This window comes from Nostoc sp. DedQUE04, assembly GCF_034530995.1.
Classification (GTDB): Bacteria; Cyanobacteriota; Cyanobacteriia; order Cyanobacteriales; family Nostocaceae; genus Nostoc.
The window spans coordinates 38,160-63,662 of the sequence record NZ_JAVRCA010000044.1; the positions used below are offsets into that span (position 1 = coordinate 38,160).

General features: G+C 40.4%; 23 protein-coding genes and 3 pseudogenes. 14 read left to right on the top strand and 12 right to left on the bottom strand.

Going from position 1 to position 25,503, the window contains the following annotated elements; all coding sequences use genetic code 11:
• Window positions 1-112 precede the first annotated feature (112 nt).
• The 7 genes and pseudogenes from RM049_RS25480 to RM049_RS25510 all read right to left on the bottom strand — a co-directional run bounded on the left by RM049_RS25480 (window position 113) and on the right by RM049_RS25510 (window position 10,188).
• Window positions 113-1,777, bottom strand: a complete 1,665-nt coding sequence (locus RM049_RS25480; RefSeq protein ID WP_322684125.1) for a tryptophan halogenase family protein — start codon at window positions 1,775-1,777, stop codon at window positions 113-115.
• A 67-nt stretch (window positions 1,778-1,844) separates the two neighbouring features.
• Window positions 1,845-2,558 (bottom strand): hypothetical protein, encoded by a 714-nt coding sequence (locus tag RM049_RS25485; RefSeq protein WP_322706130.1) that lies wholly within the window; start codon window positions 2,556-2,558, stop codon window positions 1,845-1,847.
• Between the two features lie 513 nt (window positions 2,559-3,071).
• Window positions 3,072-3,254: pseudogene (locus tag RM049_RS25490) on the bottom strand (hypothetical protein); the annotation flags it as partial.
• A 153-nt stretch (window positions 3,255-3,407) separates the two neighbouring features.
• Window positions 3,408-3,800 carry a hypothetical protein gene (locus tag RM049_RS25495; RefSeq protein WP_322691112.1) on the bottom strand — a complete coding sequence of 131 codons (393 nt, stop codon included), beginning with the start codon at window positions 3,798-3,800 and terminating at the stop codon, window positions 3,408-3,410.
• The gene (locus RM049_RS25500) at window positions 3,797-4,060 is read right to left on the bottom strand and encodes a hypothetical protein (RefSeq protein WP_322706132.1); all 264 of its coding nucleotides are present in this window, start codon (window positions 4,058-4,060) and stop codon (window positions 3,797-3,799) included. The genes RM049_RS25495 and RM049_RS25500 overlap by 4 nt, the downstream gene beginning before the upstream one ends.
• Window positions 4,038-4,430, bottom strand: coding sequence for a hypothetical protein (locus RM049_RS25505; protein ID WP_322706133.1), 393 nt, complete (start codon window positions 4,428-4,430; stop codon window positions 4,038-4,040). Before RM049_RS25505 ends, RM049_RS25500 begins: the two co-directional genes overlap by 23 nt.
• Before the next feature lie 79 nt (window positions 4,431-4,509).
• Entirely contained in the window at window positions 4,510-10,188 is a 5,679-nt protein-coding gene (locus RM049_RS25510; protein WP_322706145.1) for an alpha-2-macroglobulin, read from the bottom strand.
• Window positions 10,189-10,673: 485 nt separating this feature from the next.
• Here RM049_RS25510 and pbpC point away from each other — a divergent pair, with 485 nt between their 5' ends.
• From pbpC to RM049_RS25555, 9 genes are all read left to right on the top strand, one after another.
• A complete protein-coding gene (gene pbpC, locus RM049_RS25515; RefSeq protein ID WP_322706134.1) occupies window positions 10,674-13,028 on the top strand; it encodes a penicillin-binding protein 1C in 2,355 nt (784 codons plus the stop codon).
• A gap of 150 nt (window positions 13,029-13,178) precedes the next feature.
• Entirely contained in the window at window positions 13,179-13,949 is a 771-nt protein-coding gene (locus RM049_RS25520) for a red chlorophyll catabolite reductase (protein WP_322706146.1), read from the top strand.
• A 52-nt stretch (window positions 13,950-14,001) separates the two neighbouring features.
• Entirely contained in the window at window positions 14,002-14,124 is a 123-nt protein-coding gene (locus RM049_RS39400; RefSeq protein WP_416212663.1) for a hypothetical protein, read from the top strand.
• A 121-nt stretch (window positions 14,125-14,245) separates the two neighbouring features.
• On the top strand, window positions 14,246-15,664 hold the full coding sequence (locus RM049_RS25530) for an aldehyde dehydrogenase family protein (RefSeq protein ID WP_322706135.1): 1,419 nt from the start codon (window positions 14,246-14,248) through the stop codon (window positions 15,662-15,664).
• Window positions 15,665-15,681: 17 nt separating this feature from the next.
• Window positions 15,682-15,897 (top strand): hypothetical protein, encoded by a 216-nt coding sequence (locus RM049_RS25535; RefSeq protein WP_322706136.1) that lies wholly within the window; start codon window positions 15,682-15,684, stop codon window positions 15,895-15,897.
• A 14-nt stretch (window positions 15,898-15,911) separates the two neighbouring features.
• Window positions 15,912-16,151, top strand: coding sequence for a hypothetical protein (locus RM049_RS25540; protein WP_322706137.1), 240 nt, complete (start codon window positions 15,912-15,914; stop codon window positions 16,149-16,151).
• Between the two features lie 44 nt (window positions 16,152-16,195).
• Window positions 16,196-16,573: a GIY-YIG nuclease family protein gene (locus RM049_RS25545; protein WP_322684117.1), complete on the top strand. Its 378-nt coding sequence runs from the start codon at window positions 16,196-16,198 to the stop codon at window positions 16,571-16,573.
• Window positions 16,574-16,580: 7 nt separating this feature from the next.
• Window positions 16,581-16,787 carry a hypothetical protein gene (locus tag RM049_RS25550; protein ID WP_104907658.1) on the top strand — a complete coding sequence of 69 codons (207 nt, stop codon included), beginning with the start codon at window positions 16,581-16,583 and terminating at the stop codon, window positions 16,785-16,787.
• A gap of 49 nt (window positions 16,788-16,836) precedes the next feature.
• Window positions 16,837-16,980, top strand: coding sequence for a hypothetical protein (locus RM049_RS25555; RefSeq protein WP_322700337.1), 144 nt, complete (start codon window positions 16,837-16,839; stop codon window positions 16,978-16,980).
• A 40-nt stretch (window positions 16,981-17,020) separates the two neighbouring features.
• Here the strand turns inward: RM049_RS25555 and RM049_RS25560 are convergent, their stop codons facing one another.
• On the bottom strand, window positions 17,021-17,209 hold the full coding sequence (locus RM049_RS25560; RefSeq protein WP_322672314.1) for a hypothetical protein: 189 nt from the start codon (window positions 17,207-17,209) through the stop codon (window positions 17,021-17,023).
• 82 nt (window positions 17,210-17,291) lie between these two features.
• Here RM049_RS25560 and RM049_RS25565 point away from each other — a divergent pair.
• The 5 genes and pseudogenes from RM049_RS25565 to RM049_RS25585 all read left to right on the top strand — a co-directional run.
• Window positions 17,292-17,549 (top strand): annotated as a pseudogene (locus RM049_RS25565) (aldehyde dehydrogenase); the annotation flags it as partial.
• A gap of 71 nt (window positions 17,550-17,620) precedes the next feature.
• Complete coding sequence (locus RM049_RS25570; RefSeq protein WP_322672313.1) at window positions 17,621-18,067, top strand: DUF3598 family protein; 447 nt, start codon at window positions 17,621-17,623, stop codon at window positions 18,065-18,067.
• Between the two features lie 89 nt (window positions 18,068-18,156).
• On the top strand, window positions 18,157-19,545 hold the full coding sequence (hisS, locus tag RM049_RS25575) for a histidine--tRNA ligase (protein WP_322706138.1): 1,389 nt from the start codon (window positions 18,157-18,159) through the stop codon (window positions 19,543-19,545).
• 202 nt (window positions 19,546-19,747) lie between these two features.
• The gene (locus RM049_RS25580) at window positions 19,748-20,359 is read left to right on the top strand and encodes a Uma2 family endonuclease (protein ID WP_322706139.1); all 612 of its coding nucleotides are present in this window, start codon (window positions 19,748-19,750) and stop codon (window positions 20,357-20,359) included.
• 137 nt (window positions 20,360-20,496) lie between these two features.
• On the top strand, window positions 20,497-21,072 hold the full coding sequence (locus RM049_RS25585) for a TMEM175 family protein (RefSeq protein WP_322684111.1): 576 nt from the start codon (window positions 20,497-20,499) through the stop codon (window positions 21,070-21,072).
• Window positions 21,073-21,287: 215 nt separating this feature from the next.
• Here RM049_RS25585 and RM049_RS25590 read toward each other — a convergent pair.
• The 4 genes and pseudogenes from RM049_RS25590 to RM049_RS25605 all read right to left on the bottom strand — a co-directional run bounded on the left by RM049_RS25590 (window position 21,288) and on the right by RM049_RS25605 (window position 24,976).
• A pseudogene (locus RM049_RS25590) lies at window positions 21,288-22,000 on the bottom strand (rubrerythrin family protein).
• Between the two features lie 235 nt (window positions 22,001-22,235).
• Window positions 22,236-23,330, bottom strand: coding sequence for an alkene reductase (locus tag RM049_RS25595; protein WP_322706140.1), 1,095 nt, complete (start codon window positions 23,328-23,330; stop codon window positions 22,236-22,238).
• A 75-nt stretch (window positions 23,331-23,405) separates the two neighbouring features.
• Window positions 23,406-24,146: an SDR family oxidoreductase gene (locus RM049_RS25600; RefSeq protein WP_322706141.1), complete on the bottom strand. Its 741-nt coding sequence runs from the start codon at window positions 24,144-24,146 to the stop codon at window positions 23,406-23,408.
• 356 nt (window positions 24,147-24,502) lie between these two features.
• Complete coding sequence (locus RM049_RS25605) at window positions 24,503-24,976, bottom strand: hypothetical protein (RefSeq protein WP_322672306.1); 474 nt, start codon at window positions 24,974-24,976, stop codon at window positions 24,503-24,505.
• Between the last annotated feature and the right edge of the window lie 527 nt (window positions 24,977-25,503).

Consider the following 25,503-nt stretch of genomic DNA (forward strand, 5'->3'; position numbering starts at 1 on the left):
GTTCTCCTCAATTATTATCGGACTTACGGAAAAGTACACGGAGTAGGGGCAATTCATGAATTGTCCTAAGAAGAAAATCAAAGCTTTGACTATTGTTTGCGTAAGTCATATATTAAATTGGCACAGGAATTTGATATGCGCTCTCGTTCACTGATGAAGTAGGTAAATGATTGTCGCTGAGGTATTCTGACTGTTCTTGAGACTTAATTACATAAGTTAAGTATTCATATTGAGAGGGTAGATTTGTACTCAGGTAATTGGCTTTTTCCTTAATTGCCTGAAATTTAGCTAGCGCCTTTTCGTCGTCAAGATGCTCCAAGAGAGGTAAACTACCTTCAGGCTTATGATTGAGTCCAAGTAACATTACCGAATAAGAGTATGTCTCGAAGCCATGAAAATATGGATTGATATTCTTTTTATTTGGTAATCTGCTTTTCCACAACTTTAACTTTTCTTGCAGTTCCGTAGGAACTTTAATTTCTTGCTTAGTTGCTTGCCAAAACTTTGTATCTGCTCGATCGCTGGCACGGTAATGGAGTACCAAAAAGTCCCGAACACCATCTAGACAGTTAGCGATCGCTCTATTATAGTTGCGGATCAATTCTTCATTGAACGATTTCCCTGGAAAGTGATTGACTAACTCTTCAATTCCATGCTGAATAAAAAATATGCCAGTAGATTCTAATGGTTCAACAAAGCCACTGGAAAGCCCTATTGCTACACAGTTTTTCACCCATGAGTTTCTGTTACGTCCAATCCTCATTTGGATATGAGAGGCTTTGCAATTATCAGCAACATTTCCTAGATGCTGACGAAATTCTTGTTCTGCTTCCTGTGCAGAGATGAAGGCGCTAGAATAAACATATCCTGTACCATCTCTGCCATACAAAGGTATATTCCAGACCCAACCTGATGAGAGAGCAGTTGCAGTTGTGTAAGGGTTGATGCCATTTTTCTGAATATCGCTTGGTATCTGTATGGCGATCGCGCGATCGCACAGTAGCGACTCTGAATAAGAAATGAATGGCTCACCAAGAGCTTTGTTAATCAAAAGACCACGGAAACCAGTACAGTCAATGAAAAGGTCTCCACTGATAATGCCATGCTCGTTAGTGTTGAGACTATCTATGCTTCCATCTTCGGTTAAATTTACATCTACCACATCATCAACAATTTGTTTCACGCCCCTCTGTATTGAATAATCTTTCAAGAATCTAGCAATTAGATTTGCATCAAAATGGTAGGCGTAAGGATATTGCCCTTCAGCATCAGCAAGTGTGATGAGATTTTTTTCAGAAAAATGTTTCTCTGAGAATAAATGTTCTACTCTGTCATCAAAGATTTTGCCATTAAGATATCTCGGAGACCTTTGGCGATCGCACAGCGTCGGTGCCATGAAGCAGGAATAATCAAATGCCTCATTGGCACTCTTAAGTTTTAACCACCATTCAGAGATACTGAATCCATCAATAAAATCAAATCTTTCAAAAGGGTGGTAAAAGTGTCTGCGATCGGAATTCCAATCAACAAATTTAATCCCCATTTTATAAGTAGCATTGCATTTTGGCATCCATTCATACTCTTGTAATCCCAGAAAATCAAAAAATGACTTGATGCTACTAAAAGTTGCTTCGCCAACTCCAATTTTTGTAATATTAGAAGACTCTACCAAGGTAATCTGAACATTTTTTTTCAAGGCTTTGCTCAAATAAGCTGCCGTCATCCAACCTGCTGAACCACCACCGACAATTACAACATTTTGTACGTGCTGTGACATAGTAAAATTTCTCCTTCCGGCTTGAATTAGGTATTAATTTTCAATTTAAATAAATTTGCTGATTAATTTATGCAGTTTTCAATGGTTGCTCAACTTTATGGTTTTTGGCATATACCAAAAGACCGTTTGTAAATTGGGTAAAAACTGTAAATAAGTTTTCAACTAGTTCAAAAGCTTCTTGTTGGGCTGCTTCTGATAGTTGAATATCTTGTAACAATTGCTCTATTCCAGATGAACCTGTCATGTGACCAGTTTCAACATCCAAATGGAAATCTGCAAAATATCGGCATGGTTTTTGAGTAATTGCTTTAATTTCTTTGCCAATTTCTGCTGCTATAGAAAACATTATATTACCTGTTGCTTCGGTAACTTCAATGACTATTGTTTTTTGAATAGGAGTAGCTTGCAAAGTATATCGATAGAGTTGATAGCTCAACCAGCGAGCATTCTGAGTTTCTTCACTCCAAAGAAATTTCAATGCATCACTAAATTGCAAGGTTTTGTCAAATTCTAGATTCTTCAAATCTTCCAGAAACCACAGCCAATGATGGTCATCTTCATAAGTATGTTTGTTAATTAATGTCTGAATTGGATCGTTTGTTGGTTCTACTCGCAAAAAATACTTATTCAGTTCTCCAAAATTCATAATAAAATGAGCAGCACATGGTGCCCAAGCTAACCTTTGTCTGGGATTTATACTTTTATCTTGCATAAAATTAAACAAGGGCACTTGAGCAAATTCTTGTTTTTTTTGTTCAATCAATGCTAGTACTTGTTGCATTTTTAATTGTGCTGATTTTCAATGTTTAATATTCAAGCAGAAGTAACTTTCCGACTTTGTTGTGGGAAGGGTAATCTGCTCAAAGTTTGATTGTTAAATTCTCAAAACTTTTTTGATAATCATTAGCTCAAAACCCACTATTTGAATAGCAAATAATGTCTAATTTGGATATTGCAGGTTTAGTTAAGAGTGTGTAGATAATTGGCCTTTTACACACGCGATAAATCTCACCTCTACATCAGGGTTTTAGGTGTATTGTGTTATATCGTATTGAGGCTAACGCTAAATTGTAACCAGGTAATTTACTGTTATTGTTTTTACTTTAACTTCAACATATCTATGTAATAAACGTAGCCTTTACTTAAGTACGCTTGTTAAGAAAGGGTCTTATATGAGCGTTTCCTGCGCTCATAAAAACCAAATCGGCTGGTTAGACCTTCTACCTTAGCTAAAATTTGAGTATATACTTGGAAATATTTTTAGACTTGTTGTAGCTAAAAGTAGTATAAATAATTACTTTACATTCTCAAGTATTAATGTAGACTCAGCAGTACGACCAAATTCTTCTGGCGCATATTGCAGGTGAACTTCTGCACCAGGCCAAGAAAATGTCCCAGGTGTCACAGAACAAACTAAGTAATGCAAGCTATAAACTCCAGGTTTGAAGTGGTCAGCGTAGGCGATAATGCGATATCTTGCAAAAATGCACAAGAAAAAAGCGATCGCCTACTCTTGTCTCAGTAGTGGTAGTGCGATCGCTCTTTTTACAAAAGCTTATATAGTTTTGATAGTAAAGTATTCAGTACCATCTTCATAAATACTACGCAATAATTCTTTGGCTAAGTTTGACTATTGATCTACCGTCAGATTCCTCAACTTTTCTTCATCAAAAGTAAGCCCATGACGTTCTAAATATGGGCGCAAATTTATTTGAATGAATAAATCTTTTAGTTCTTGGGCAATTTCTTGGGGTGGATTTCCTGATAATGCGATCGCAATTAAATGTTCTGCTGCTTGAAATTCACCACAGTCTATTGCAAGAGTTGCAGCACTACGATGCAATACTGAACGAGTCGGTTCGGCATCAAGTTGATTGGCAATCAGTGCAGCAGCTTGAGATTCTTTTTCAAAAGCTTGTCGAGAAACTTGACTAGCTTGCTTTAAGTCTCCTCTGAGTTTAGCAGTAAAAGCTGCTTCGGCTAAATCCATCGCTTGTTTATGCAACTCCTGAATCTGACTCATTTTTCCACAATAAAAGATAGGGGTCTGCTAAATTCAACAATAATAACGTAGGCAGGAAATTCGCCATCGGAAGGATTAGTTTGCTCGATTTTTTGTTTGACTCTAGCTCTAATTCTGTTATCATCTGCTTTACGTATACCTGAAACTTCCAGTCTTACTTGATTTTGAAATGGAAGTTCACCTGCTTCATCTTCGCTACCTAACCAATAATCAAATCCAGTGCCTTTGCGCGATCGCTCAATCACTGTAAACTGAGTCAATTGATGGAAGTTCACCTGCTTCATCTTCGCTACCTAACCAATAATCAAATCCAGTGCCTTTGCGCGATCGCTCAATCACTGTAAACTGAGTCAATTGTCTGATGAGCATAAAGGCAATACCATAGGCTGCTTGTTCTGTGGTGAACTCTTCATCATTCCAGCAGCGGAGCATTTGCTGTGTAACGGTTTGCCAATATAGTCTGAAGGTGGTAGTAAAGTCTCCATTAACTGTAAGTTCTACACCCTGTAAATGACCTCGATCCTCCAAACACACCGCACAAGCTTCTGCTAAAGCTGCTCCAAAAGATGGAGTTATAGCGGGTAGTCCTTCTCCTAATTTAGTTAATACTAACTCTTGGGGTTTATCCAAGCTAAACAGACTGAATCTTATTGTGATTTGTTTTATTGTACTTTAATTGCAGTTGCAGAAATGTAATTAAGTACAATTATTACTTCCCATCCTCCAATATTAATGTAGACTCAGCAGTACGCCCAAATTCTTCTGGCGCATATTGCAGGTGAACTTCTGCACCAGGCCAAGAAAATGTCCCAGGTGTCACAGAACGGACTAAGTAATGCAGACTATAAACTCCTGGTTCCAGGTGGTCGGCGTAGGCGATAATGCGATCGCGGTACACATTCTTAAAACCAAGTTCCCAGCTATCGGCTTTTGCTTGTAATGCAGCTGTAGCAGTTTGAAAACTCGCATCCACCGCCTCAAAACCTGATGGTAGGGGATCTTTTATCACCAGATGATCCACAGAACGATCGGCAATAATTTCTAAACCAATATCAAACACCTGTCCAGAGGCTAAAGTCAAGGGTTTATCGAAAGCATAAAGACCTGTTTTTTGCAAAACTTTCTCTTTATTTACTTGACTAATTTCTCGTGTTATGCGTAGTCCGTTAAACCTGCCTGGTTGATTACCTTGCAAGCGATAATTATAAGCAACCAGATAGTGTAAAGTGCCATTACCTGATTTTTGCAGGGTTAAATCATTACGCCCACGAGGTAATTTATTCATCGGCACATTTAGCTGTAAGCTGGGATTTTGATAGCCATTAAACTGATTTTCTCCTAACTTATTACCAGCTAATTCCACTGTGGCAACAAAATTAGGTGGTGTGGGTTGCAGTTGGCTATATTCTACCAAAGCTGTTAAAGCTTGGGCATTATTATAGTTGGTTTGCCATGTACCATCGCGTCGTAATGCCAGAAGACTTTGAAATAATTTATCTATAACTTCGGGTTTACTCTGTTTGGCAATAAATAAGCGTAAAGCTTGTGCTTGCGTCGTAGTAGATGAACTCATCCATCCCCAACTAGTTGGTAAACTCACAACTGCTGTGCGGCCAGTTTCATAGACATTCTGTTGCAGTTTGTTCGCTAATTGTTGAGATTCATCTTGCCATTCTGGGAATTGAGATGAGTATCGCGCTAGTTTAATTTGAGTTGCTACATCAAAATTATTGCGCTGTTCATAAATATCTGCGAGGAAAGTGTTGCGTTTATCTCCTAATTCTGCTAATGAGATTAAAGCATTAAGTTGCAGTTGCCTTTTACAGAGTAGTTGTTTGCAAAAGTCGTATTCTCCGGGGTTTGCTAGAACTTTTTGTAAATAGGCTTTCAGGCGAGACACCATTGCAGAATCAACTAAATTAGGGAACACCTGACTTGTTTTAGCCAAAGATTCACCCGTATAGGAAGAAACCCAAGGGTCAGATTTTTCTTGTCCGGGGAAAGCAGCAAAACCACCATCAGCTATTTGGAGTTTTTGTAATTTTTCAATTGCTTGATTCGCTTGTTGGCTAGGATTAAATTCTGTAAATGTCTGACCATATTTCTGTGCAATAATTTGCAAATTAGCAGCAATTATTAATTGACTCGCCGCCGGTTCTGTAAATGGTAAATCATCATCTTCTACAGCCTGTTTTGCTGGTGCTTTAATTTCTGGAATCAAAGTACTCGCCAACTGAATATCTAAACCTCCTGCATCAGGAAAGGTATTTTTATCAACATTTAAGGGAATCTTCACCTGTTTTTCAGTGACGCCAGATTCAACCACTTGTTCTGTAATTTCAATTGGCTTAATTTCCAAGGGTACTTCAAAAGCATCTGCGGCTGTACCATTTAACTGAGTCGTAAAGCGAACTTTACCAGTTCCCACACTATCTGCCAGCATGGGGAAGCGATAAGCGTGAGTTGCGGATTCAGCTTTGGTTTGCAAAGTAGTCGCTGTGGGGTTTTTCTCAGCAAACTTCACATTACCGCTAAGTTCGCCATTAATTGAGAGATTTCCTGTATTCCCAGTGTTGTTAGTTACAGATAAGCCAGCGAGAATGCGATCGCCTGGACGGGCAAACTGTGGCAAGATGGCATTAGTTAGCAGTGGTTTGGTGCTGATAAACGTCGCCTCCCCATTCCCGAAACGCAGATTTCCATCAGTGGCCACAGCCATCACTCGCCATGTAGTTAAGTCATCCGGGAGTTTAAAGGTTATCTGTGCATTCCCATTTGCATCGGTAAGCACAGAACCGTTGTAGTAAGCTAAGGCTTGAAAATCGGTGCGAGTGCGAGTATTGGCTGCACCAGTTGAGAAACCACCGCCATAACCCCAACCTTTCGGTTTAGTTACATCTTGTGCTTGTAATATAACATCCGCGCGATTATCGTTAAAGCGGGTAGGTATTACCTGTTCTGCATAAACTGTATCTACCAAATCTGGCGGACGATAACCAGAAAGTTGTAACACCGCTTCATTTACCACCATGACTGTAAACTGTCCTTTGGCGGGATTGCCTTGATTGTCCTTCAGTTCTAGCTGTACCGTTTCTTCTGCACCAGGTTCTAATGATGCTTGCACTGGCTTAACTTGCAGTTTTAAATACTTATCTTCTAAATTGACTTTAAAAGGTGTGAAACCAATCTTCACCAAGTTATCTAAACTTCCCGCTTCCACTTGGTTTATGGGTTTACCTTGTCTAACTAATACAGCTTCAATGGCTGCATTTGGCAGCATTTCTGGTGTAACTTGAAACTGGACTTTTGGTGTGCCTCCCTGAACTTTGGTAATCTGCTGATAAAGAGGTTTATCTTTAATTACAGCAAAGTACAATTCTGCGTCTGGATAAGGAGATTGAATTATTGCAGTAGCAGTTTCACCAGGTTTAAACTCTTTTTTATCTAATTTAATTTCTAAGACATCTTTTTCTTTAGAACCCCAAAATACTGGATTTTCTCCAGTTGCCCAAATTTGTAAATCTGTGGCACTTAATTCACCTTTTGCATCACTAAAATTAACTCTAATCCTGTATGAACCAGATTCCGGTGCTGTTAAACTTACCGATTGCGGATTGCTAGCAGATGTAATTTCATCTTGTCCTACCGTTTTATATTCAACTTGATTTTTTGGAGTTTGACTACCTTCCACCAACTGCGTAACGCTGCTGTATTTAATCTGTTGTAATTCCAGGTGCACTCGTTGACCTGCGATTGGTTTTCCTGTAGGGTCAGTAACAATCACTTCAATAGGGAAAGCCTTACCAGCATCAGCGATGAAATTACTTTTTAATCCAATAAGGCGATTACTCGGTAAAGCTGTAAATGTTTTGGAATTCGCTACTGACAGATTAGAAACATCTGCAACTTGCACATCTACTTGGTAAGTCATCGGATATGGTAAATCATTAGCCACATTTACAATTTGACTACCTTTACCATTAGCATCTAGTTGGGCATTAGTTTGCAATACATCAGTAGATATAGTAGGGGTTTCCTCCGGCCATAACCATTGCCTACCAAAAGTAAATTCTTCCCAACCTTTAGGAACAAAATCAGCCTGCTGGCGAGTAATAAAATATTTTGCTTCTCCACCTTCTACAGGCGCACCAAACAAATAATTGCTTGTAGCATTAATATTAACTTTCTCGTCAATGAGAGCAAATTCTTTATCTAAGTTGAGTTCGACTTTAAAGTTGGGTGGTTTAAACTCAGCTACCCGAAATTCTCCAGAAATTTCTTGTCCATTTTTACCTTTCGCCTGGATTGTATAGTAGCCTAAGCGCTGAGTAGTTTTGATTGGCAGTTCCAGAGAAAAACTGCCAAATTCATTTGTGGTTTGCGTACCTAAGCTGGTTTTTTGACCATCGGGATTTACCAAAGTTAATTGGTAAGCAGCATTTTTATCTTGCTGAATCGCACCATTTTGTAAATAGTCTGCAAAACCAGTCAACCAAGCTTTTTCACCTGGTTGATATAACTGTCTATCCGAGAAAATTATCCCGCGTGATTCTGGCTTCTTATCTTGCCAACCTGCATCAATGCCGTAGCCATAAACACCGCTATATTCTTCAGTTCTAGCAAATGCCCAATCTTGATTTTCGCGGGCAATTACTAATAACTGTGGTGATTTACTAGAGCTTTCATTACCAGAATAACATTTCTGTAATCCTTCACGAATAATTCTAAAAATTCCATTGTTATCAGTTTTACCTGTTGCACAAGGTACTGGTTCTGGACGAGATTTTGCTTGTAATTTTGATTGATAAATTTCAACAGCAGCCGCTTGAACTGGCGAACCATCTGTAAGATGATTGACACGAATTAACCCTGACTCAGGAAACCACTGAGTAAATACGCCCAAATTTGTCAATTCAACCATGCCATAAGTCGTAGGTTCGCGCCACAGTTCCTTGCCATTCTCCTGATATTTATTCGTGCGGGCTTGGACTCCATAAGCTAACATGCCGGTAGTAGAATTTATTTTTTCCCGCAGAGGAACAGCAATATCAACTGATTGATTTTTCTTACCCGATACCTTAAAGCTTTGCCATTCAGCAGGTTGTGGTAATAAATCACTACTATTATTAAAATAAACTAAATCTGTCGGTTTAACTACTCGATAAGCGGCTTTATATTTAGATTCTGGCAAATTTCCCGTACTAATATTTAGCTGTAAATCTTTACTTGTAGGGAAAATATTCAAATCTGATGGTACCCAAATATCCCCAGCTAAATCTCCAGTATCATATTTAAGGGTGACAGGTTTACCCAAAGTTTGCCCAAACTTATCCTTGAGGTTTTCGCCGATAGTAATTGTATAAGTCTTGGCAGGTTCTAGCGCATAAGGATTAATGCCGACAATTTTATCTTCATCATTAACTTCCAAAATTCTCGAAATTTCTTTTGGTGCTGGATTAATAGTAATGTTTTCTTTAGCTGAATCTGCTAATAAAATGTTATTAAATTCTAGCTGCGGGCTGCCTTTAACAAATCGTCCAAATGTTCCGCCTGAATCCGGCTGTCCGTAATAGTTAATTTTCTGAAATGCTAAAGGCGAATAAGTTGCTAATTTACTAGCAAATTCTTTCTCTGTCGCTAGATTGCCATAAGCAGGACGTATTCCGGGGGAAAAGACCAGGCGATAACTAGTTGCTTTTTCTAGATTTTGCTGTGGGATCAGATTATAAATCCAATTGCGTGCTGAAGGGTCAAATTTTTCTAAAGGATCTTCTTCATTTTTTAATGGTTTTTCTTCTTTGTTTAATTCAACTTTAAAACCTGTACCTTTACTTTTACCTTCGGGAATTAGCTGTAAATGTTCTTGTACAGAAGCTAAATCCAATTCTACATTGGAAGTAAACTGTAACTTCTGTTGTAAATCAATTGGTTCGATATCAGCTTTCTCTATGGGATTGACACCGGGTAAATTAGTTAATTTTATGGATTCAGTGTTGAAAGTCCAAGGTAAATCTTTGTCTAGGCGATGATTTTTTAAATCGGCTAAACCTGCTTTAAGAGTAACTTGAAATCTTGTCGCTATTGGTAATGCTTTTTCAGCTTGGAATCCCACCATGCGTGGTGTTAAAAAGCGAAATTGACCGGGTAAAGGCGGCCAAAGGGCAAATTTTTGTAATATTTTTTGCTGTTCTGGACTATCAAGACTTTCAACTGGGATTAAAGCTTCTTGAAAACGGATGCGGATTTGGTTGAGGGGTTTTGCATCTCCAATGGGACTTATTTGTTCAATCCAGTCTGGTAATTTTGGTGGTGTGAGTGAGGATACTGCTGGAAGTTGTTCTTTACTTGAATTGATACTAAAGAAATTACATCCTGTCATCACTAGCATGAATGTGAAGAGAAGAATAAATTGTATTTTTCTCTTCTGGCGTGAAAAATGACTAATTTTTTTTAACAAACCGCTAAAGACGTTAAGAAAGAGATAGAGAATTTTACGATAAGAACTGAGTAAAAATTTGATAATCATATTTTTTAGTAATTCAAAATAAAAAATTCACAAATTATAGCAGGCAAAAGCTTGCATTACCTGATTTACTTGGTAATGGCAAGATTAATAAGGGATGCAGACGACTATTTTTTACTCAGACTTTGGATTTAACTATGTTTATTTACATAGATAACCAATCTAGTGTAATTGTTCCAAAAAATCACTACAATTCTTAACTAATTAATAAGTATTTAACTTCTGCAAATATTAATTTACATCTGCTAAGTGATTTCAAATAAATTATTAAGGATTTGACATATTGACTGATATAGATGTAATCGCTGCGTCAAAATTAAGGTAGGTTTTCTTGGACAGGGGATTCCCTGATGAAACTAATTTTACGATCGCTACTCAAACTCAAGCACAGTAGTAAAGTTATCCTGGCTGTGCTGCTAATCTGTCTGGTGGTACGCTTACTTCCTTATTTTGCGCCGATTCGGGCCGCAGATATTGCCCAAAATCAGTTGGCAATGCAATTTAGCGATCGCAATGGTTTACCATTAGGAACATTGCTCACCCGCGACCAAGAGCATACATCAGTAGTACCACTAAATCAGGTTTCGCCCCAGTTTATCCATGCGATTTTAGCCGCCGAAGATGCCAGCTTTTACCATCATGGGGCGTTGGATATGAAAGCTGTTATCCGCGCCAGCAAAGAAGCCATGCACGCCAAAAGAATTGTTTCTGGCGCTTCTACAATTACCATGCAGTTAGCGCGGATGTTAGATCCAGTGCCCCGCAGCTTCTCTGGTAAACTGAGTGAAATTTGGCTAGCTTGGCGGTTAGCAGCAGGAATGAACAAAGATGAAATTCTGGCTGCATATATCAATCGGCTACCAATGGGCGGGAATATATATGGTGTGGAAGCCGCCGCACAGACTTATTTTTCCATTCCAGCTAGTGAATTGAATCTTGCTCAAGCTAGTTTGTTGGCTGCTATTCCCAATAATCCCACATACTTTAATCCTTACGAGCATTGGGAACGGCTGAAGCAGCGACAAAAATACGTCCTTAATCGGATGGTACAGGAAAAGTATATTAGTGGTGCGATCGCAACCCGAACACACACCGAAAAGGTTGTGTTTCAGTCTCGCCAAGGGGGAATTATCGCCGCACCACACTTTTTATTTTGGTTAGCCAATCAGATCCCCCCTAGCCCCCCTTACAAAGGTGGGAATCAAGCCCTCCTTTTGAAGGGGGGTTGGGGGGATCATTCTCCCATCCGCACGACTATCAATCGCCCTTTGCAGCAGTTTGTGGAAGCACAGGTACAGCAGGTAATTTCTTCTTTAGCCGCTAACAATGTCCATGATGCAGCTGCGTTGGTGATTGATAACCACACTGGTGAAGTTTTGGCTTATGTCGGTTCACCTGATTACTTTAATGAAGCCAAATTGGGACGCAATGATGGAGTGCAAGCACTACGTCAACCAGGTTCTACCCTCAAGCCTTTTGTTTATGAATTAGCTTTAGAAAAAGGTTTAATTCGCCCAAACAGCATTTTGGCGGATGTACCTGCCCATTATGCAATTCCCGGCGCGAAACTTTACAGCCCCACAGATTACACCGAAAGATTTCTTGGCCCTGTGCGGGTACGAATCGCTTTAGCAAATTCTTTAAATGTACCTGCAATAAAGGTGTTAGAAAAAGTCGGTGTGGAAACTTTTTTAGAACGACTGCATCAACTGGGATTTGAACACCTCAATCAAACTCCAGAACATTATGGTTTAGGTTTGACTCTAGGTAGTGGCGAAGTCAGTCTCTGGGAATTAGCCCGTGCTTATCTGACCATAGCACGACAAGGAGAGGCAATTCCTTTAGTAAGCACATTTTCCAATTCCCCAATCCCTACAGACGCGATGAATCGCGTCTCTACAAACTCCCTACTCCTTAATCACACAATCTGGCAATTAATCACTAACATACTCAGTGACAGTTATGCTCGTGCAACAGCATTTGGTGTAGACTCAGTGTTAAATTTACCCTTTCCTGTTGCTGTTAAAACTGGGACTTCTTCCAATTTTCGTGATACTTGGACAGTTGGCTTCACTACAGATTACACTGTCGCTACTTGGGTAGGCAATTTCACTGGCGAACCGATGCGACAGGTTTCAGGTGTGACGGGCGCAGCACCCTTATGGAATCGAATTATGTTACATCTGCACGAATATCAAGAACCAGCAGCTTTTCCATCTCCAAAAGGTTTAGTGCAATTACCTGTTTGTGCAATTTCTGGATTACGACCCACCCCAGATTGTACCTCAGTGGTGCAGGAATATTTCTATCCTGAAGATAAAAGTAATTACGAACGTGACAATCAATTCAATTTGCCACCAGAATATAATGAATGGTTGGCAAAACAACAGCAGTCAAATTTTACTTCTACCAATTTAAGAATTTTATCTCCGCATCATGGCGATTTATTTTTAGTTTATCCTGGTGAAGAAACGAAGCAAAAACTCGAATTCAAGCTAGCGGGAAATAAATCTGCACCAGTCGAGTGGTGGTTAAATGGCGAAAAGTTAGATACAAACTCAGCTAATTCTTTATTTTGGAATTTACGTCCTGGTAAGTGGACTTTGGAAGCAAGAAGCGGGGAAATGAAGGACAAAGTAAGCTTTCAGGTGGAGTTAGCTAATATTAAACCTACGCGTCGAGGATTTTCTATTAGTAATAATTGAAGCTCTCTAACTCTTATTCCTCTGTGTTATCTGCGTTCTCTGTGGTTTGATCTTCCGTGACTTGTGCGTAAGTCCCGATCGCTAACGAATTAGATACCGGAAAGTGTCAAACTAAATATGAAGTTTATAAAAAAACTGCAAACTCAAACCATGACTCAGCAACCAACTGATTTAGATAATAAAGCTGTATTTGAGCAGTTGTGGGAGATTACAAAGGAACTCCGCCAAAAATTAGAGGCTCGTTTTCAGTTACATCCAGACGCTTCTGTAGAAAATTTACAGCAATATAGCAGTCTTGATGGCAACATGAAAGGTTCGCTGACTGCTTTTTCTGGAGAAGAAATTGACTGGCTAGTGCATTCGTGGTTGGGAAACGCGGAAAAATCAAACTTTGGGACTATGCGTCTCACTACTTGGTTGAAGTCCCACATTCAGGTTCCTCATTTGGCCTTTGAGTTTGGCACACTTCCAGATGGAAATATTTTCTTTTATATAGATTACATTGCCCGAACTGAGCTTTTAACCGATTTGGCATATCTCGATCGCTACTATGAGCCAGTTAATCAAACATTCTTAAAGTTACAATCAGATTCACGGCTCAAGGTATTTACCAGCAAAAGTACTTATATTCGTCTATTTCAATCGCCTGTTAGCTTGTGTTACACAGGCGCACCTTCTTTTGAAACCCTGGAACTCACTCGCACACTTGCACGCGAAACACTCGATCGCTGGTTAACTTGGGTAGATGCAGCGGAACCTATGCCAGAAGATGCACGAGAAGCTTTAGCTGCTCGTGATTTAGCGCTCCGCCGTATCAGTGCTGAACGCGATCCAGGTAATAAATTTGCCGCACAGATGTTTGGCTCGGAATTGACAGATAGACTTGTGCGATCGCTCTGGGGTGGCGATCGGATTCTCTAAATTTGTCATTGGTCATTGGTCATTGGTCATTTGTTATGGCTCTCAATTTTCCATGTCCACTAATTTAGAATCGTACTGCGCTTTAGCATCGCAAGTTACTTGTTATGCAATTAACCAAACAAGCGATCGCCAATCACACTTTTACCCTGCTAATACTATGCTGGAAGAGAAGTAGACCGCAAACACTTCCTGCAAACACAGCAAACCACCATTGAGTGCTTCACCAACTTGGGGATGATTTGAATTTGGGAATGGAAATTGGGGATTAGGAAGTAATAACAAATGACAAATGACAAATGACAAAACCAATAGAAGTCCGCAATCCCCGAACTGGCAAATTTGATTACGTAATTATCCCGCCGCCTCCAAGGCTGGTGGTACAGCAATGTAAGCGGACGCGCCGGGCACAAGTTCGCTGGCAGAAATTGGGCTTAGAGGGGAGAATTGAAGCTTTACAGCAGTGGAAGGATGCGATAATATCTGGACGCGATCGCCTCACGGAAGCTTTGGTAAATGATACAGGAAGATTGTCAGCCTCGGTATTAGAAATAGACTCCTTCCTCTCCAGCATCGATCGCTGGTGTCGGTTAGCACCGGAATTGCTGCAAGAATCGGCAAAAAATACAGCCATTCCCTTTATTGCCTTGCAACAAACATCTGTTCCTTATCCCTTAGTTGGGGTAATTAGCCCGTGGAATTTTCCCCTGTCACTGTCTACTATTGATACCATTCCGGCGTTGTTGGCAGGTTGTGCTGTCATTGTTAAACCCAGTGAAATCACTCCCCGCTTTGTAGCACCACTAATTACAGCACTCAACACTGTTCCCAAACTGCACGAGGTATTAACTTTTGTCGAAGGAGCAGGTGCAACCGGATCTCTTTTAATTGAAAATGTAGATTTGGTATGTTTTACAGGCAGTGTAGCCACAGGGAGAAAAGTTGCACAAGCAGCTGCAAAACAGTTTATTCCAGCTTTTTTGGAATTAGGAGGAAAAGATCCAGCGATCGTTTTAGAATCAGCCAACTTAGAATTAGCAACCTCAGCAATCTTGTGGAGTTCCGTTGTCAACACCGGGCAGTCATGCCTCTCAATTGAGCGAATTTACGTTGCAGACTCGATATTTGAAAAGTTTTACCATCAACTAGTAGCCAAAGCACATCGCCTTAAGCTAGCCTATCCCACAGTCGAAAGTGGAGAAATCGGCCCGATTATTGCTGAAAGACAAGCAGCCATCATTAGCGATCATCTTCTAGATGCAGTGGAAAAAGGAGCAGTAATTCACTGCGGTGGTGTCATCGAGGATTTAGGTGGGGGTTGGTGGTGTCGTCCAACAGTGCTTACCCAAGTTAATCATTCCATGAAAGTCATGACCGAAGAGACTTTTGGCCCGGTTATGCCAGTCATGCCTTTTTCTGTAGTAGATGAAGCAGTCTCTTTAGCCAATGACTCAATCTATGGATTAAGTGCTGCTGTATTTGCCTCAGAAACAGAAGCTTTAGAAGTTGCTTACCAAATAGATGCAGGTGCTATTAGTATCAACGATGCGGGACTCACCGCCATCATGCATGAGGGAGAGAAAAACGCCTTCAAATTCTCCGGTTTGGGACAGTCACGCATAGGTGCAGCAGCGATGAAACGATTTATGCGAAAAAAAGCTATTTTGATTAAAACTAATGCTACTAATGACCCTTGGTGGTTTGAAAATGCAGAGTGACCAATGCGATCGTCACTATGCAACTGATTACCGTAACCAATGGCGTAGCTTGCCGCCGTACTTTTTTAAAGAAGCAAGCTACGCAAAGCGTTTCCAAGAGTTGGCATTGCATTCGCATCTTGTTCAAAATATCTATTTTACTAGAGGCGATCGAAACTGATGAAGCAACAGCAACGGCTTGGATAAATCAGCAACTTGAAGCCTTGGACATTAACCTAACCACTACCACTTAACATCTTGGGTAGCAATGAAAGCACTTAAAGTCATGGCAACGATTAATGAGCAAGGACAACTAACTTTAGATCATCCTCTCATAACAGATAAAAACAGTCGTGTAGAAGTTATTATTCTAATTCCAGAAGAGGAAGTTCTGGAAGATCAATCTCAAGCAGAAGTCTTAGCAAATTTCCGGCAAGCTTGGCACGAAGCCATGACTGGGCACACTATCCCGGTGGCTCAACTTTGGGAAGGGCTTGAAAATGACTGAATTCGTGAGAGTATGATTTCTGTGCAATCACCCCTCTTGTTTTCATGCCAACAAATGATTCTGAACTTCAAGCTCAAGCTCGGAAAATTCTGGATGCGATCGCCTTTATTCCCTTTGAGCAATGCCAACCCTTGAGCCGTGATTTTGCGACCATTCCGGCTCGTCCTGGCATCTATGCAATCAGGCACAGGACTGAGGGATTGCTATACATCGGTAAAACCAAGAGCTTGCGGGGGCGTTTCAGTGGTGGACATAAAGCTTTTTTGTGGGCGTGGCTCGATAAGTATAACGATGAAGATGTGCGAATCGCAGTGCAATTGATTTCATATTGGGAAAACCCTACGTTACTATTGGAGCTAGAAGCCATTATTTTAAGAGCCACCGAACCTCCTTACAACGTCCAAATTCCAACCGAAGGGTAGTAAAGCGATGCAAGCAAAACTCCAAGAGCAACTTTCCCCCAATGATGCCGAAGTTATTTTAGGATGCTTACCTGAAAGAATTCGCGCCGCTCTAATTGCTCGTGCTACTGAAATTGAATATCCAATCGAAGCAGTTATTGAGATGGCGATCGCAAGTTTTCTCGACACAGAGGCGTTGGGTTTTGCAGATTGCAAGCCAGGGCGTGGACAATAAAACCGTCAACTAGCGATCGCAGGCGACGGGACTGGCGAAAGATATTTGTGTGGATACAGAGGTTACTTGCAGCCGTTTAACCGGAACATTAGAAGCCGACGACAAACGCGTAGGCGTAGCCCGCCGCAGGCATCGCTTGGAAGAAAAACAGAATTTTGCATTGCAGAATTTTCAGTCAGGATTTCGGCATTAATTTGTGTGGGTTCGACGGATAAGAAAGGCCAAAAAGGTTGCTAGATATGAATTTGCTCAACTGGATAGATCGTAAGGCGATCGCTAGCCACGCAAACTCTCTCAATTTTTGGCGGCCACAGCGATGTCATGGCAGCGTGTAGTATTGGTTTTGCCAGTTTATCTAAAGAATTTACGCCAGCGATGATTAATAAAGCTGTCTTTGATAACCTTCCCCACTCTCTACTCATAATATGCGAACATAATTAAGTTGTAGCTCACTTATTCGAGAAGGAATATTAGTCCTGATAATAACAATCGTGCCCGCACTGATTAAGTGCTGCTGTATTTGCCTCAGAAACAGAAGCCTTAGAAGTTGCCTACCAGATAGATGCAGGTGCTATTAGTATCAACGATGCTGGACTCACAGCCATCATGCATGAGGCAGACAAAAACGCTTTCAAATTCTCCGGTTTGAGACAGTCACGTATGGGTGCAGCGGGCTGAAACGGTTCATGCCAAAAAAAGCTATTTTGATTAAATACTAACTCAATGAGTGACCCCTGGTGGTTTAATAATCAAGAATACTGAAGGGATAATAGATAATTCATAACAAGAAAAATAATAGTCTCTAATAAAGCTTATAGAAATAGGAGTTTAACATGTCTATCATGAAAATAGAAATGCCCCTAATGGCCCGTCAAGAAGGAGAGTGGTCTGGTTCTTATACACTAGTTGATACAGAAGGAAAAATTTTAGATAAATATACTTCTCATTTAAGCTGCAAATTTATTGAAAACCCTCCTTATTCATACTACCAAATAAATCGCTATAAATGGCCTAATGGCAAACAAGAAGAACATCATTTTCCTGGTTTATATCGAGATAAAAAAGTATGGTTTGACACTGAACGCCTTAAGGGTAATGCTTGGGAAGTAGACGATGCAACTATTATGTTCCGATTTACTTTTAAGAAGGCTCCGAGTGCTTACTTGTATGAGGTGATTTACCTCAGTCCTTGCAATAACTATCGTTTCCGTACCTGGCATTGGTTTAAGAACGATCAACTCTATCAACGTACATTGGTGCAAGAAGAACGAATAAAATAGACATAGGAGTAAAATCTGTCAGGGGTTTCAGTAATCAAGTAGACATGATATAACTCTCATCTCAAATCTCAACTTAGTAAGGTATACGCATGGCCAAAGGTGACAAAATAAACTTTTCTACCCCTAGCGGGTTTCCAGAATTTCTTCCTAGCGAAAAACGTTTAGAATTATATTTGTTAGATATCATCCGTAGAGTTTTTGAAAGCTATGGATTTACGCCCATCGAAACACCTGCTGTAGAACGTTTAGAAGTGCTACAAGCTAAAGGTAATCAAGGCGATAATATCATTTATGGAATCAATCCCATATTGCCACCAAATCGACAAGCCGAGAGAGATAAATCGGGTGAAACTGGTTCGGAAGCCAGAGCTTTAAAGTTCGATCAAACAGTTCCTTTAGCAGCGTATATTGCCCGTCATCTGAATGAATTAACCTTTCCCTTTGCTCGTTATCAAACCGATGTAGTTTTTCGGGGAGAACGGGCAAAAGATGGGCGTTTTCGTCAGTTCCGCCAGTGCGATATTGATGTAGTTGCGCGTCGCGAACTCAGCTTGCTCTATGATGCTCAGATGCCTGCAATTATCACTGAGATATTTGAAGCAATTAATATTGGTGATTTTCTGATTCGCATCAACAACCGAAAAGTTCTGACTGGTTTCTTTAAATCATTGGGTATTGCCGAAAATCAGATAAAATCTTGTATTGGTATTGTTGACACTCTAGAAAAAATTGGTGAAAGTAAAGTCAAACAAGATTTAGAGAAAGAAGGAATTTCAGTAGAGCAGGCGCAAAAAATCATTGAATTTATCAAAATAGACGGTTCCGTTGATGAAGTCTTAGATAAGCTCAAGTACCTTGCCCAAAATCTGCCAGAAACCGAGCAATTGAGTTTAGGAGTTAGCGAATTAGAAACGGTAATTACTGGAGTGCGTAATCTCGGAGTTGCCGAAAATCGTTTCTGTATTGATTTATCCATTGCCCGTGGTCTTGATTACTATACTGGCACAGTTTACGAAACAACTCTATTAGGACATGAAGCTTTAGGTAGTATTTGTTCTGGCGGTAGATATGAAGAATTAGTCGGCGTCTTCTTGGGCGAAAAAATGCCTGGTGTCGGTATTTCTATCGGCTTAACTCGCTTAATTAGTCGTTTGTTAAAAGCTGGTATTCTAAATACCTTAGCTGCTACACCAGCCCAAGTGATGGTAGTGAATATGCAGGAAGATTTAATGCCTACTTATTTAAAAGTTTCTCAACGTCTGCGTCAGGCGGGAATTAATGCGATAACTAACTTTGATAAGCGTCCCTTGGGTAAACAATTTCAATTAGCAGAGAAGCAAGGAATTCAATTTTGCGTAATTATTGGTTCTGAAGAAGCAGCAGCACAAAAGTCATCGCTCAAAGATTTGAAAACAGGCGAGCAAGTAGAAGTACTACTAGAAAATCTAGCTGAGGAAGTTAAAAGAAGGCTTACTTAAAAGTTGATTTATCAAGTAGCAACTGTCTATTGCAATCTGCCTCATATATCATATTTATTTGGAAGTCATTTATGAGTTTATCGGATGTCCCTAATCTCTGGGTTCCTATAGTACTTTTAGGTTTCATTGTTATAGCTGCTGTATTTTTCAGTCGCAGCAGTTGATATTTAAAGCATTACAGTTGAGGTGGAGGTTCAGTTGTATGTTTGCTGTTGTCACACCCGATACAATCCATTTGCCCCCAGGTGCGGTAGTACGCCTACCTGGAAGCTGGCAAGATTATCAAGCACTCAATGAACAACTAGGCGATCGCTCCTCGCCTCGTATTAAATATCGAGATGGAGAAATTATCTTGATGGCACCGCTACCAGAATATGGGCCTAAAGTAAGTGTAATTGCAGATGTAGTCAAAGTTTTGCTCGATTGTTTGGGACGAGAATACGAGGCTTTTACCCCAATCACAATGGAACTACCACAGAAAAGTGGTATAGAACCAGACTACTGTTTTTATATTGAAAACTGGGAAGCAATCGCAGGTAAAGATCGCATCAATTGGGGTGTCGATCCATCACCCGATTTAGTGGTGGAAATAGACATCACCAGCTACACCGATGTTAATGACTACCTACCTTATCGAGTACCAGAAGTTTGGTTGTTTAGGAAAAACCAGCTGGTAATTTACAGATTGCAGGGCGATCGCTACACTGTTGAAACCAATAGCCGTTATTTCCCTAACATCAATGTGTCAGAAGTAGTCACAGAGTCTCTAAAAATTGCCTACGAGCGCAATACTAGCGCTGCTATTCGGGAATAACGGCGGAAATTGGCAAGTGAGAATTAAAGATTTTGATTTTGCGCTTGCAGAGAATCTTCATCAACGGTGGCTACTTGATACGATAAAGTACAGAGTCTCACAACTTACTTTTAAATAAATAGAAAAGGAATGCGTACATGGGAAAAGGGAGATTAGAAGCATTCAGCGATGGGGTGATTGCCATCATTATCACTATCATGGTGCTGGAAATCAAAGTGCCGCATGGGTTCGATTTAGCCGCCCTGCGTCCGCTAATCCCAGTATTTCTCAGCTATGTGTTGAGTTTTATATATATCGGCATCTACTGGAACAATCACCATCACCTACTACAAGCAGTCCGACAGGTTAATGGGCGTATCCTTTGGGCGAATTTGCATCTGCTGTTTTGGTTGTCGCTAATCCCCTTCGTCACTGGTTGGATGGGCGAAAATCACTTTGCCGCCATGCCTGTTGCCCTTTATGGTACGGTGTTGTTGTTGAATGCGATCGCTTACTTCATTCTGACTCGTACCCTGATTTCTCACCACGGCAAAGATTCGACTCTAGCGATCGCAGTTGGTGAAGACTTCAAAGGAAAAATATCAGTAGTTGTCTATGCTGTGGGAATTCCACTTGCCTTTGTCAACTCATGGTTTGCTTGTGCATTGTACGTTTTAGTCGCAATCATGTGGCTGATTCCTGACCGTCGCATTGAGAAGATTTACACTTCCTAAAGGAATTACGAATTATAGCAAGGGACTGGGGACTGGGTGAAAAGCCTTTTTGTGTCTAAGTTTTATCGTCTGTTGATGTCCTAATCACCAAGGCTTGTGCTATACCTCAGCTGTTACGCATTTAATTTGTACGTATAAAAAATCAAGAACGCGAAGTATCTTTTAAGACGCTTCACGTTTATATGCTAAAAAAAATTGCCTAATTGATTGTCGTCTTAAGCTGCAACTTTTTCCTCAAATGGTTTAAAGGTTTTTTTACTAGCACCGCAAATCGGACATTCCCAGTCTTCAGGAATTTCTTCAAAAGGTGTACCAGGTGCAATTCCCGAATCAGGATCGCCAGCAACGGATCGTAAATCATGCTGCATTGTTTACAAATCCATTTCCGAGTTTTAGGTTCTTCACCAGCAACTCTAGTTGCTGCTTGTCCTCCATTTAATACTTCTAAGGCTTCAGCGTAGCGATCGGCGTGGTAATTTTCGATGAATTTTAACAAGCCAAAACGGTGAGCAGCTTCTCGAAATGTATTGGCATGATCGGTAGATTCTTGAGCTTGTTTGAGAAATTCTTCAGCTGCTGGATTGTCGCGATCGCGTTGAGCATCTGCGGCAAAATCTGGATACATTGTAGTATATTCGTAAGTCTCGCCTTCAATTGCCAAAGATAAACAGCGAGATACAATTTCCCGCTTTTGTTCATCAGTTAAAGCAGCTGCATCTTCTACTACAAGTTCTGGATGTAGTAACTTAAAATGTGCAAAAGCGTGTTCAGTTTCTTGATCTGCTGTTTCTTTAAAAAGTTTCGCCAAGTCTGTAAACCCAAGTTGACGCGCTACATCTGCGAAAAACAGATACTTACGATTTGCCATCGATTCGCCACCAAAGGCAGCTTCTAAGTTTTGAAGTGTAGTAAAGTTGGACAAATCCATAATTTTTTAATGCCTGATAAGTGATATTTAGTGCAAAAGCACAGACTCTACAACCGGATAATCAGCCGTTATTTGTATAAGTCATAAATGCTTTATACAAACTTTGTCATCCCATAAGCAATCTGTTTTAATCAGAAGCTAGCACGGCTGTATTTTCCTACTTGGACAATTATAAAACCGAAAAATGGTACAACTGACAAATTATATTTTTGATTTAGAGATGACTATGATTGCTTTAATTTGTCTGAAGTTCTAAAAATGGATAGTCGGTGTATCCTGTAGCGTCAGGGGCATAAAATATTTTTGGATCTGGAGCGTTCAAATGTGCATTAAGTTCTAAGCGTTTTGGTAAGTCAGGATTAGCAAGATATAACTTGCCAAAAGAAACTAAATCTGCATTGCTACTAGCAAGAATGCTATCTCCTGTTTGGCGATCGTAGCCACCATTAGTAATCAAAGTACCTTGGAATATTTGCCGAAAGTAGGGTGTAACTGGGTTCATGACTTCGCGGGTTGCTAAATCGACTTCGTTCGGTTCCATCAGGTGAAGATAGGCAAGTCCAAAGGGGTTAAGAGCATTGATAGCATAACCAAAAGTTTCTTGAGGGTTGGAGTCATGCATTCCATAAAAAGTGTTACTTGGCGAAAGTTTGATCCCAACCCGGTTTGCACCCCAAACGCTAGCAACTGCTTCCACAACTTCTAAGAGGAATCGGCTACGCTTCTCTATTGAACCGCCATACTCATCTGTGCGCTGGTTCGAGCCATCTTGGAGAAATTGATCGATTAAATAGCCAAATGCACCGTGAAGTTCAATCCCATCAAAACCAGCTGCCAAGGCATTTTCGGCACCTTTGCGAAATTGCTCGACAATTTCAGTAATTTCTGGAGTTTCTAAAGCACGGGGAGTTTCTAACGATACTTTACCTATGGGTGTGTGAAGTGAACCAATCCCTGCGATTGCACTGGGAGCAACTGGCAATTCTCCATTAAGTAAAGCTGAGTGAGAAACTCTCCCAGAATGCCAAAGTTGCAAAAAAATTCTGCCCCCTTGTTCGTGTACTGCATTAGTTATCAACCGCCATCCTGCCACTTGTTCTTCTGAGTAAATTCCTGGACAGTTAATGTATCCTAAACTCAGAGGTGAAACCATTGTACATTCAGTAACGATCAGCCCAGCACTGGCGCGTTGGGTGTAGTAAGTTGCCATTAGCGAGTTGGGAATACTTGCAATTGCCCGTAAACGCGTCATCGGTGCCATTACAATTCGGTTTGGTAGAGTATAAGGGCCAAGCTGAACTGGTGTGAAAAGATTGATATTGGAATTCATGACTTAAATTTCGATTACGGCGTTGCACATTCCTGATTGAGGTTTGAAAACGGGGATCGTTAGGAGAGCTTTTCCTCACGCGATTCCACCGTTGACACGAATATTTTGCCCAGTGATCCACCTAGCTTCATCGCTAGCGAGAAACGCTACTACATCGGCGATTTCTTGCACATCTCCCAGTTTATTAAAAGCAGCCATTTGCGCTAAACGATCTATCTGTTCTTGTGTTTTGCCTTCTCGGAATAGTTCTGTATCGGTGGGGCCAGGAGAAATAACATTAACTGCGATCGCTTTTGCACCTAATTCTTTAGCTAGTACCCGTGTGATTTGTTCAACAGCACCCTTGGTTCCTACATAAGCACTATAAGTTGGCAGCATCATCACCGTGGTTGATGAAGAAAAATTGATAATCCGTCCGCCTTCTGTCATGTGCTGCGCGGCTTGTTGACAAGCAAAAAAAGTGCCTTTGACATTAATGGCAAAAATCGCGTCGAAATCTTCTTCACTCACCTCAGTAATTGGTTTATAGAAAGCAATTCCAGCATTATTGACCAAAATATCGACTTTACCAAAACGTTCAAGTGTTTGTTCAAATAACCTTTTGATGTCGGGTACTTTGCTAATATCAGCTTGGATAGCGATCGCTTCTACTCCCAACTTTTCAATTTCTGCAACAACTTCTTGTGCTTTGCCTGCATTCCCCGCATAGTTAACGACAATAGATGCGCCGTTACCAGCTAACTTGAGTGCGATCGCTCGTCCAATTCCCCGCGATGCACCAGTAATAATTGCAACTTTCCCGGTTATTGATGCCATAGATTAATCGAGTTTAATTTTGGTTAACTAAAATGATTATCTATTGTTAAAGGTACTCTACCAAGATTAAATTTAGCGATCGCTGCTAAAACTCCCGACTTGATTCCAGCCAAAATCCCGCCAGTGAATTCAAGTAACTCTCAGGCGGGAGAAATGAAGCTAAATTGAACTTATAGAGTCTTCATTGAGCTAAACACAATGCCTACGGCAGTAAACTACGCCCTACCGAACTTGACAGAATTTAAATGCTGATGACACAGGTATTGTCTTGACCATAGTCTACAAACATCTTTTATAAATTGTCTGTCTTCGTTAACCAAAAGCTCATCTGGTTTATCATATCTGCGTAGATTAAATTATTTGAAGAAGGGATTTTCTTGACCTTCCCCTTGAATCAAAAACTCTGGACATACTTCCCCAGATAAGAGTGTTCCATTAAATGTATAAGTAGTGCCTTTGGAATTGATAGCATTACCACTTATCCTCCGATCTGGAATCAAGTCTCCTCTTACCTGACCGCTAAGTGCGACACTTTCTTCTGAATTGGGATTTGTTACTGCTTGCCAATTTCTCTGATCCCGACCTTGATTTGTACGGCTATAAGTAGCGTTTAGCTCATAAGTAGCGTCTTGTCCAACAGAGCGAAGGCTGCTACCATTGGCGTTAAATTCAAAACAAGCAGTAAAATTATCTCCCTGACTTGACTGAACATTGACATCGTAGCTTTTGCCCTCCACTCCAGCTTGTACTGGCGCAGCCAACAACATTATTTGTCCAAGTAAACAAGTTAAAACTAAACCAAACTTAGATTGGATGATTTTCACTGACATAATTGTTTGCCTCTGTTAGGTAATCAAGTAATTGCTTACCTTTACTCATTGGTGACAGGTTAAGGTCATTAACCATTTGTCAATAAGTAATGGTGATTAAATTTAGTAAAAATTGAGGTTACAAACGCAAATTTCCAGCCTGTGATGCCTTCGCATAGCGTTTCATAGAAAAGACTAGCTACGCCTACGCATATTTAAAAGCATCGTTCATCCTTGCCATAAAATTTAGTATAAAGCTTAATGAGATACTCAATAGCATAGATAATTTACAGCGTAATCACTATTGACAAAACGAGTTATATCTTAAAACAATTTCACTAATGATTTCTTTTTAGGAGAAAAGAGTGGAGTGAGTTCAGAGTGTATTGCATAGATAGACACTTAGAGTATGTTTGAAAAGTTTTCTTCTCGGTAACAAAACGTTCTAGATCCCCCTAAATCCCCCTTAAAAAGGGGGACTTTGATTCCGGTTCCCCCCTTTTTAAGGGGGGCTAGGGGGGATCGGTTAGTGCCTAAAATCACAGCCA

Coding starts and splice junctions, on each gene's coding strand:
- RM049_RS25535 (WP_322706136.1), top strand. CDS start 15,682: ATGCAACTGATTACCGTAACCAATGGCGTAGCTTGCCGCCGTACTTTT.
- hisS (WP_322706138.1), top strand. CDS start 18,157: ATGGCCAAAGGTGACAAAATAAACTTTTCTACCCCTAGCGGGTTTCCA.
- pbpC (WP_322706134.1), top strand. CDS start 10,674: ATGAAACTAATTTTACGATCGCTACTCAAACTCAAGCACAGTAGTAAA.
- RM049_RS25520 (WP_322706146.1), top strand. CDS start 13,179: ATGACTCAGCAACCAACTGATTTAGATAATAAAGCTGTATTTGAGCAG.
- RM049_RS25530 (WP_322706135.1), top strand. CDS start 14,246: ATGACAAAACCAATAGAAGTCCGCAATCCCCGAACTGGCAAATTTGAT.
- RM049_RS25540 (WP_322706137.1), top strand. CDS start 15,912: ATGAAAGCACTTAAAGTCATGGCAACGATTAATGAGCAAGGACAACTA.
- RM049_RS25605 (WP_322672306.1), bottom strand. CDS start 24,976: ATGTCAGTGAAAATCATCCAATCTAAGTTTGGTTTAGTTTTAACTTGT.
- RM049_RS25510 (WP_322706145.1), bottom strand. CDS start 10,188: ATGCTAGTGATGACAGGATGTAATTTCTTTAGTATCAATTCAAGTAAA.
- RM049_RS25495 (WP_322691112.1), bottom strand. CDS start 3,800: ATGAGTCAGATTCAGGAGTTGCATAAACAAGCGATGGATTTAGCCGAA.
- RM049_RS25585 (WP_322684111.1), top strand. CDS start 20,497: ATGGGAAAAGGGAGATTAGAAGCATTCAGCGATGGGGTGATTGCCATC.
- RM049_RS25595 (WP_322706140.1), bottom strand. CDS start 23,330: ATGAATTCCAATATCAATCTTTTCACACCAGTTCAGCTTGGCCCTTAT.
- RM049_RS25570 (WP_322672313.1), top strand. CDS start 17,621: ATGTCTATCATGAAAATAGAAATGCCCCTAATGGCCCGTCAAGAAGGA.
- RM049_RS25600 (WP_322706141.1), bottom strand. CDS start 24,146: ATGGCATCAATAACCGGGAAAGTTGCAATTATTACTGGTGCATCGCGG.
- RM049_RS39400 (WP_416212663.1), top strand. CDS start 14,002: ATGTCCACTAATTTAGAATCGTACTGCGCTTTAGCATCGCAAGTTACT.
- RM049_RS25485 (WP_322706130.1), bottom strand. CDS start 2,558: ATGCAACAAGTACTAGCATTGATTGAACAAAAAAAACAAGAATTTGCT.
- RM049_RS25560 (WP_322672314.1), bottom strand. CDS start 17,209: ATGAGTAGAGAGTGGGGAAGGTTATCAAAGACAGCTTTATTAATCATC.
- RM049_RS25545 (WP_322684117.1), top strand. CDS start 16,196: ATGCCAACAAATGATTCTGAACTTCAAGCTCAAGCTCGGAAAATTCTG.
- RM049_RS25580 (WP_322706139.1), top strand. CDS start 19,748: ATGTTTGCTGTTGTCACACCCGATACAATCCATTTGCCCCCAGGTGCG.
- RM049_RS25550 (WP_104907658.1), top strand. CDS start 16,581: ATGCAAGCAAAACTCCAAGAGCAACTTTCCCCCAATGATGCCGAAGTT.
- RM049_RS25480 (WP_322684125.1), bottom strand. CDS start 1,777: ATGTCACAGCACGTACAAAATGTTGTAATTGTCGGTGGTGGTTCAGCA.